Genomic DNA, 8,826 nt, shown 5'->3' with positions numbered 1-8,826 from the left:
TGCTGATATCAGCAACCTTTCTTTTTTGTGTGCTGAAACCCATTTTGAACAGAATATCAGCAATGCGGTTAGCTCATTTGTATAGCTAACTATACAATTATTCTTAAGTGAAGAACCGGAGGTCAGGCTTAATGAAAATAGATAAGAACTCATTCACCCCGCTTTACCTGCAAATTGAGCAGCAACTGACCGAAAAAATCAGCGCGGGTGAAATCAAACCGGGCGACTCCATCCCGACCGAAGCGGCGCTCTGCGAAATCTACGGAGTGTCACGCATGACCGCACGAAAAGCCGTCGATTATCTGGTGCGTCAGGGCCGTGTGGCGCGTTTTCGTGGCCGCGGTACCTTTGTAGTCGAACCGGCTGAGCAGCAGAAAATCATCCTGCCGCTTGACCGCCATCTCACCGCCAGTGAAGTCGCCCAGGAAAATAATCAGCGGATTGAAAATCAGGTGCTGGAATTTCGGCGCATGCCAGCCAGTGAAGACATCGCCCGCGAGCTGAATATCCCGGACGGTACGGAAGTTTATTTTATGATCCGCCTGCGTTTATTAGGCGATGAACCCTTTGTCTATGAACAGTGCTGGATGCTGTGCGACCGCTTCCCGGACATCACGCGTGCCGCCATGACATCCTCAAAATATGCCTATATCCGTTCCAAAGGTTTTCAGCCAGCAGGCAGCACCAAACTGATTTCCGCCGAACTGCCCTCTAACGAAATCCGCCTCGCGCTGAATTTGTCACGCGACCAGCCAGTTCTGCATTCTCATGCCATTGTCTCATTCACCGACGACACGCTGTTTGAGGTGTCTGATGTGTATTACAACCAGAAAAACTATGCCTTCAGCGTCCATGCCAAAGTCAAAAGTTAGCCGCCGTCAGGCAATGCCCGACAGCTCTGCCTTTACCAGATTAGCCACCTGCTCAACCTGCGGACCATAAATCACATGCACGTCCGTGTCGGTGATGCGTTTGACACCTGCGGCGCCGGTTTTCATTAGCGTCCCGTCCTGCACCTGCGCCATGTCTTTGACCTTCACACGCAGACGGGTAAAGCAGCAATCGACCGCCGTAATATTCCCCTCGCCGCCCAGTCCGATAATGATATTTTTGGTTTTCTCGCCGGTTCCCTGCGCAGGCTTCGCGCGTTCTTCAGCATCGTTTTCATCCTCGCGCCCCGGCGTTTTGATCTGCATCCGCAAGATAACCCAGCGGAAACTGAAGTAGTAAACCGGCGCGTAGATGATCCCGAGGATCAGCGGATACCACCAGTGCGTTTTACTGCCACCGAGAACACCGAAGATCAGGAAGTCGATCGCCCCGCCCTGTACGTTACCGATCATCACATGCAGCATCTGCATCAGCACAAATGACAGACCGGTCAGCACGGCGTGCAGGATATACAGCACCGGCGAAACGAAGATGAAGCAGAACTCCAGCGGCTCAGTGATCCCGGTGGTAAACGAAGCCAGTCCGCCCGCCAGCATCAGCGCTTTTACACGGCCTTTATGCTCCGGTCTGGCGCAGTGATACATCGCCAGCGCCGCCGCCGGTAAACCAAACATCATCACCGGAATTTTCCCCTGCGCCAGGAAACGCGTCGCCTGCTGCGTCACCGCATCGGGGATCATGCCGGGATTAGCCAGCGCGGCATTAAAGATATTCAGCGCGCCGACAATGCTCTGATTATCCACCGTCGTCACGCCGCCAATTGGTGTGAAACGTACGGTTTCGTTGATGATGTGATGCAAACCGGTCGGGATAAGCAAACGCTCCGACGTGGCATAAATAAAGGTGCCGATCTCACCGGTTCGCCCGATCAGTTCACCGATCCACTGGATCCCCATGGCAATCGTTGGCCAGATCAGCGACATCAGCACGCCGACAATCGGCAGCACCAGAATGGTGATGATCGGCACGAAACGGCGTCCCCCAAAAAACGCGATCGCCGTCGGCAACACAATCGTATAAAAGCGATTGTGCAGCCACATGGTGATTAAGCCGACCAGCACCCCGCCCAGCACGCTCATGTTGTAGGTGAAAATCCCCAGCGTATTGGTGAACTCGGCAGCGTAAATCATCGCATCGCTTTCGGTCATGCCTTTGGCCATGAGTTTGGCGACCGTAATGGTTTCCGGCGTAATCCCCTGCGCCAGCAGACTGTAGTTAACACCGACGTGCAACCCGACAAAGCCGATCACTGCGGAAAAAGCCGCTGTGGCTTTCTCTGCATTGGCCAGACCCATCGCAGTGGCGACGGCAAAAAATAGCGGAAGATTGGCGAACAATGCGCCGGATACCTGGCGGATAAACCCAATAACCAGTTGCAGGGTTTTCATCTGCGTGAAGGCTTCACCGGTGACGGCAGGATTCTGCAACGCCGCCGCCAGACCTAAGAAAATCCCGGCGGCGGCAATCACCGAGATAGGCGTCATCAGGGCCTTGCCCAGATCATGCACCTTGCTGCCAAGTTTTATCATCTGTCGTCCCTCAGTTAGCTGGCTAAAAATAAGCCGTTAATTGAGTTAAGTCACGGAATGTATAGTTGTATAGACATAACAGTCAGGAGTATGAAAGGGATCACAGTTTTGCCGCGGAAAAACGGATTGGTGCAGCAGGCAAAAAAAAGCCCACATCGGACTGTGGGCGCGGGGGTTGCGACTGGCCGTAGTTCAAAACGGCTGGCAACAAGCAAATGTGAGAACTGCTCGCTCTCGGCACTTAAGGTAACGGCAGTTGCCGCGATCCTTCAGCCTTTTCTGGTAAGCAGCGGGTTAAAATGTATAAATTTGTTTGATCTGCATCACACTTTCCTAACCACCAACAATTCATTCACTTTTAGAATATTTAACTGGTTATCATTCTTAAGAACTATCGATTAGTTTGCTAAGTAACGACTTCCCTGCCATTTACCACTGCACAAAAAGTTTAAAACCTTATAATTTCAATGGATTATACAGCAACATTTTCTTCATACTTAGAAACATCGACTCATGGGTAATGACAATATCCTTACACAGCGAACTCTGGCGCTCTCGTATAGTGGAGGACTTGTTGAGAATGGTTATTCTCAATTCCCCAATAAGAGTGAATTCTATGCGCCTGAAGTTTCTTTCTGTCAGTACAGTCGTACTGCTTTCCGCATGTGATGGTTCCGCCGGTTCTGCATCCCCGGCGGCACAGGTGCCTGCGGTTAATGTCGTCACTTTACACAGTCAGCCCGTCGCCCTGACCACCAGCCTGCCCGGTCGTACCACGGCGGTTCGCAGCGCGGAAGTCCGCCCGCAGGTGAACGGCGTGATCCAAAAACGTTTGTTCGTTGAAGGCAGTGAAGTCAAAGCCGGTCAGCAGCTTTATCAGATTGATCCTTCGACCTATCAGGCCGCATTTGATCGCGCGATGGCAACCTGGAAAAGCGCCGATGCCACCGCCCGCCGCTACAAACCGCTGGTCGATGCGCAGGCCGTCAGCCGCCAGCAATATGACGATGCAGTCGCCGCCGAGCGCGAAGCCGCAGCAGATGTCGAAACCGCCCGCGTAAATCTGCAATACACCAAAGTGTACGCGCCGATTTCCGGCCACATCGGCCGCTCGCTGTATACCGAAGGGGCGCTGGTGACCAGCGGCCAGACCGCGTATCTGACCACTATCGATCAGCTCAATCCTATCTATGTCGACGTCAATGAATCCTCGCAGGATTTACTGAGACTGCGCCGTGCGCTGGCTTCCGGCAAATTGCAAAGTGCCGGTGATAACGCCGCCCTGGCCACGCTGACGCTGGAAGATGGCAGCAAATATGCGCTGCCGGGCAAGCTGGAATTCTCTGAAGTCACCGTGTCGCAAAGCACCGGTTCCGTCACCCTGCGCGCCTCGTTCCCGAACCCGCACGACGAACTGCTGCCGGGCATGTTTGTCCACGCCCAGCTGCAACAAGGCATTGATGACAAAGGTATTCTGGTGCCACAGGAAGCCATCATGCATGACGTGACAGGTGCGCCATATGTGTACGTGGTGAAAGCCGATAACACGGTTGAGCAGCGTTCCGTCACCACAGGTCAGATGATGAACGGTAACTGGCTGGTGAATCAGGGTCTGAATGACGGCGACAAAGTGATCACTGACGGATTACAGAACGTCAGGCCGGGCGCCAAAGTGAATGCCACCGAGCGCAAAGCCAGTGCCCCTGCCGAACAGGCTAATCTCGCGATGACCGATCCTTCCGCGCAATAGGTGAGCTGAATGTCTACTTTCTTTATTAATCGCCCCATATTCGCCTGGGTTGTCGCTATCGTCATCATGATCGCCGGTGCGCTGTCGATCATGAAACTGCCGATCAACCAGTACCCGAATATCGCGCCTCCGGCGATTTCCGTCAGCGTCACCTATCCGGGTGCCTCGGCGGAAACCGCGCAGAACACCGTGGTTCAGGTTATTGAACAGCAACTGAACGGGCTGGATAACCTGCGCTATATAGAATCGCAAAGTAACAGCGACGGCAGCGCCACCATTATTGCCACCTTCGATCAGGGCACTAACCCGGATATCGCGCAGGTTCAGGTACAGAACAAAGTCTCGCTGGCCGAATCACAGTTACCGACCGAAGTCGTCAATCAGGGGATCCGTATTGCCAAATATCAGGCCAACTTCATGCTGCTGGTCAGCCTGATTTCGACCGATGGCAAAATGAGTAACTCGGATCTAAGTAACCTGCTGGTGACCAAACTGGAAGACCCGATCGTGCGTACCAAAGGCGTCGGCGACTTCCTGGTGCTGGGTTCCGAATACGCGATGCGTATCTGGCTCGACCCGGCAAAACTGTATAAATATCAGCTAATCCCCAGTGATGTCAGCGCCGCTATTGAAGCGCAAAACGTGCAGGTATCCTCCGGTTCTCTTGGCGGACTGCCGACGGTCAAAGACAGCAAACTCAGCGCCACCATCATCGGTAAAACCCGTTTCGACAGCATTAATCAGTTCAAAAATGTGCTGCTGAAAGTGAATGCCGACGGCTCGCAGGTGCGCCTGAGTGATGTCGGCAACGTGGATCTGGGGCCGGAAAGTTATTCCATCTCCTCGACCTTTAACGGCAGCCCGTCTACCGCTATCGCCCTGCGTCTGGCGAGCGGCGCAAACGTGCTGGATACCGACAAAGCGGTGAAAGCCACCGTCGCCGGGCTGGAAGATTCCCTGCCGGCTGGCGTGAAAGTCGAGTTCCCGTACCAGACTGCGCCAGTGGTCAGTGCATCGATTGAAGAAGTGGTGAAAACGCTGATCGAAGCCATCGTGCTGGTGTTCTGCGTGATGTTGCTGTTCCTGCAAAACCTGCGCGCAACGCTGGTCACCACGCTGGTAGTGCCGGTGGTGCTACTCGGTACCTTCGGTATTCTGGCGGCTGCGGGGTATTCCATTAACACCCTGACCATGTTCGGGATGGTGCTGGCGATAGGCCTGCTGGTGGATGATGCCATCGTGGTGGTGGAAAACGTCGAACGTGTGATGACGGAAGATAAGTTGTCGCCGAAAGAAGCCACCATCAAATCGATGAAACAGATCCAGGGCGCGCTGTTTGGTATCGCACTGGTGCTCTCCGCCGTGTTAGTGCCGATGGCCTTCTTCGGCGGCTCGACAGGGATCATCTACCGTCAGTTCTCGATCACTATCGTGTCCGCGATGGCGCTTTCCGTGCTGATGGCGTTGATTTTCACTCCCGCGCTGTGTGCCACCATCATCAAACACAATGACGAGGAAAAATCGCAGAAAGGCTTTGCGGGCTGGTTTAACCGTACCTTCGACAAAGGCGCGATGCGCTACACCAGCGCCGTCGGCACGGTGATTTCCCGTCGTCGTCTGTTTATGTGCATCTATCTGCTGATCGTGATTGCCACGGGCTTTATGTTCACCCGCGTGCCGACCACCTTCCTGCCGGATGAAGATCAGGGCGTCATGCTGATTCAGGCCACGCTGCCTGCCAACGCCTCGGCGGAACGTACCCAGCAGGTGCTGGATAACGTGCGTGAATATCTGATGAAACAGGAAGGCGGCATCGTTTCTTCGGTGTTCACCGCCAACGGCTTCAGCTTCGCCGGACGTGGTCAGAACGTCGGGATTGCCTTCGTACAGCTGAAAACCTGGGCGAAACGTCCGGACGCCGCGCAGAAAGTTCAGGCGCTGGCCGGTCGTGCGATGGCGCACTTCGCCACCATCAAAGACGCCCGCGTGTTTGCTTTCGTTCCGCCAGCTGTTATGGAACTGGGTAACGCCACCGGCTTCGACTTCTTCCTGCAGGACACCAACGGCAAAGGGCATAACGCCCTGATGGCGGCGCGTAACCAGTTCCTGCAACTGGCCTCGCAGGACAAACGTCTGACCGCCGTGCGTCCGAACGGGATGGAAGATGAGCCGCAATATCAGCTGGAAATTGATGATGAACGCGCGCAGGCGCTAGGTCTGAGCCTCGACGACATCAACAATACCTTGTCAGCGGCCTGGGGTTCGGCGTACGTGAACCAGTTCATGTACAACAACCGCGTGAAGCGCGTTTACATCCAGGGCAAGGCGGCTTCCCGCGTCACGCCGGAAGATCTGAACAACTGGTATTTCCGTAATTCCAGCGGCGATATGGTGCCATGGAGCGCGTTCGGCAGCGGCAAATGGGTGTACGGCTCACCGCGTTACGAGCGTTTCAATGGCGTGTCTTCGGTCGAACTGATGGGCGCACCGGCACCGGGTTACAGCTCGGGCGACGCCAACGACGCGGTAATGGAAATCGCGGCCAAACTGCCATCGGGCTATAAAGTGGCATGGCACGGTCTGAGCTACGAAGAAAAGCTTTCCGGCTCACAAACCCCGGCACTTTACACCCTGTCGATGATCGTGGTGTTCCTGTGTCTGGCTGCACTGTACGAGAGCTGGTCGATCCCGTTCTCGGTCATGCTGGTGGTACCGCTGGGGATCCTCGGGACGATCGGTGCCGTATTGCTGCGCGGCTTATCGAATGACGTCTTCTTCCAGGTCGGTCTGTTAACCACCGTCGGGCTGGCGGCGAAGAACGCCATATTGATTGTCGAGTTCGCCAAAGAGCTGCATGAGAACGAAGGCATGTCGGTCACGGAAGCGGCGATTGAAGCGGCCAAGCTGCGTATCCGGCCAATTATCATGACCTCGATGGCCTTTATTCTCGGTGTATTCCCGCTGACCATTTCCAGCGGCGCGGGCGCGGGCAGCCAGCATTCCATCGGTACCGCCGTGGTCGGCGGGATGATTACGGCGACCTTCCTGGCGATCTTCTTCGTCCCGATGTTCTACGTGACGATTGTGAATTTGTTCACCCGCAAATCGAAAAAACAAGAGAAGGCGCTTCCGGCGTCTGAGGCAACACACCATGAATAAACCGCATTTCGCGCTGTCGCTTATCGGCGCGTTTTCACTCACCCTGCTGGCGGGCTGTACGATGGAGCCGGATTATCAGCGCCCTGCGCTGCCGGTTGCCAGCAACTGGGATGGTGCGAAAACCGGCGCTGCGCAGGATATCGGCTGGAAAGCCTTCTTCAATCAACCGGCGATGAATCAGCTGATTGGCATGTCTCTCGCTAACAACCGCGACCTTCGGGTCGCGGCGTTAAACGTCGATACCGCGCGCGCGGCCTTCCAGATTGACCGCGCCGCGCTGCTGCCGACACTTGACGCCAGCGCCGGCGAAACCAACCAGCATCTGCCGGGAGGATTGTATTCGACGCAAAATACCGGACCGGTGACGTATCAGCAATACAGCGCCAATCTCGGTGTGACATCTTATGAAGTTGACCTGTTTGGTCGCGTGCGCAGCCTGCGCGATCAGGGGCTGGAAACCTTCCTCGCCACCGAAGCGACGCAACGTGCGACGCAAATTTCGCTGGTGTCTGAAGTCGCTTCCGGTTATCTGAGTCTGGCGGCGGATAACGATCTGCTGAAACTGGCAATCAGTACCGCTGACAGCCAGAACAAATCCTACGAGCTGACCAAACGCAGTTACGATTCCGGCGTCAGCACCTCACAGGATCTGGTACAGGCCGAAACCACGGTTCGCGCAGCACAGGCCGATATCGCGCAGTACACACGCCAGGTTCGTCAGGATGTGAACGCGCTGACGCTGCTGGTCGGCACCACCATTCCGCAGAATTTGCTGGCGAACGCCACCCTGCAACAGGACTGGAAATTCCCGCAGATACCGGCTGGTTTACCGTCTGATCTGCTGACCCGTCGCCCGGACATTATTGCCGCGGAACATACGCTGAAAGCGGCTAACGCCAACATCGGCGCAGCGCGAGCGGCGTTCTTCCCGAGCATCACGCTGACCGGCACCGCAGGTTCAGAAAGCGGCAGCCTGAGTAAATTGTTCGACGGCGGCACCGGTGCGTGGTCATTTATGCCATCGATTAATATCCCAATCTTCGACGGCGGCGTGAATCAGGCCAATCTCGACATCGCGAAAGACACCAAGAAAATTGATATCGCCAACTATGAGAAAGCGATTCAGACGGCGTTCAAAGAAGTGTCCGACGGCTTAGCCGGACAGGCGACTTACAAAGACGAATTGCTGGCCCGCCAGCAGGATGCCGACGCTAACCAGCGCAACTATGATCTCTCGCAGATGCGCTTCAAAGGCGGTGTCGATAACTACCTGAGCGTACTGGTCGCGCAGCGCTCGCTGTATTCTGCTCAGCAAACGCTGATCACCACACAACTTGCCCAACTGAATCAGGACATCAGTTTATATAAAGCACTGGGTGGTGGCTGGAAGGAGTGATTTTTGAGTGAATGGAAACGCCGACGGAAGTCGGCGTTTTT

General features: G+C 55.2%; 5 protein-coding genes. 4 read left to right on the top strand and 1 reads right to left on the bottom strand.

Features of this window, described 5'->3' with window-relative positions:
* Window positions 1–131: 131 nt before the first annotated feature.
* The gene (locus tag UC15_RS19820; RefSeq protein WP_112290356.1) at window positions 132–872 is read left to right on the top strand and encodes a GntR family transcriptional regulator; all 741 of its coding nucleotides are present in this window, start codon (window positions 132–134) and stop codon (window positions 870–872) included.
* A 6-nt stretch (window positions 873–878) separates the two neighbouring features.
* Here the strand turns inward: UC15_RS19820 and UC15_RS19815 are convergent, their stop codons facing one another.
* Entirely contained in the window at window positions 879–2,480 is a 1,602-nt protein-coding gene (locus UC15_RS19815) for a PTS transporter subunit EIIC (RefSeq protein WP_112290355.1), read from the bottom strand.
* A gap of 616 nt (window positions 2,481–3,096) precedes the next feature.
* Between UC15_RS19815 and UC15_RS19810 the strand changes: the two genes are divergently transcribed.
* The 3 genes from UC15_RS19810 to UC15_RS19800 are packed head-to-tail and all read left to right on the top strand — an operon-like array spanning window position 3,097 to window position 8,785.
* Complete coding sequence (locus UC15_RS19810) at window positions 3,097–4,230, top strand: efflux RND transporter periplasmic adaptor subunit (protein ID WP_112290353.1); 1,134 nt, start codon at window positions 3,097–3,099, stop codon at window positions 4,228–4,230.
* Window positions 4,231–4,239: 9 nt separating this feature from the next.
* Window positions 4,240–7,389 (top strand): efflux RND transporter permease subunit, encoded by a 3,150-nt coding sequence (locus UC15_RS19805; protein WP_112290351.1) that lies wholly within the window; start codon window positions 4,240–4,242, stop codon window positions 7,387–7,389.
* Window positions 7,382–8,785 (top strand): efflux transporter outer membrane subunit, encoded by a 1,404-nt coding sequence (locus UC15_RS19800; RefSeq protein ID WP_112290350.1) that lies wholly within the window; start codon window positions 7,382–7,384, stop codon window positions 8,783–8,785. The genes UC15_RS19805 and UC15_RS19800 overlap by 8 nt, the downstream gene beginning before the upstream one ends.
* Window positions 8,786–8,826 lie beyond the last annotated feature (41 nt).

The sequence above is a fragment of the Rahnella sp. AN3-3W3 genome (assembly GCF_003263545.1).
Taxonomy (GTDB): Bacteria; Pseudomonadota; Gammaproteobacteria; order Enterobacterales; family Enterobacteriaceae; genus Rahnella; species Rahnella variigena.
This window is presented reverse-complemented; position numbering and strand designations above follow the sequence as displayed.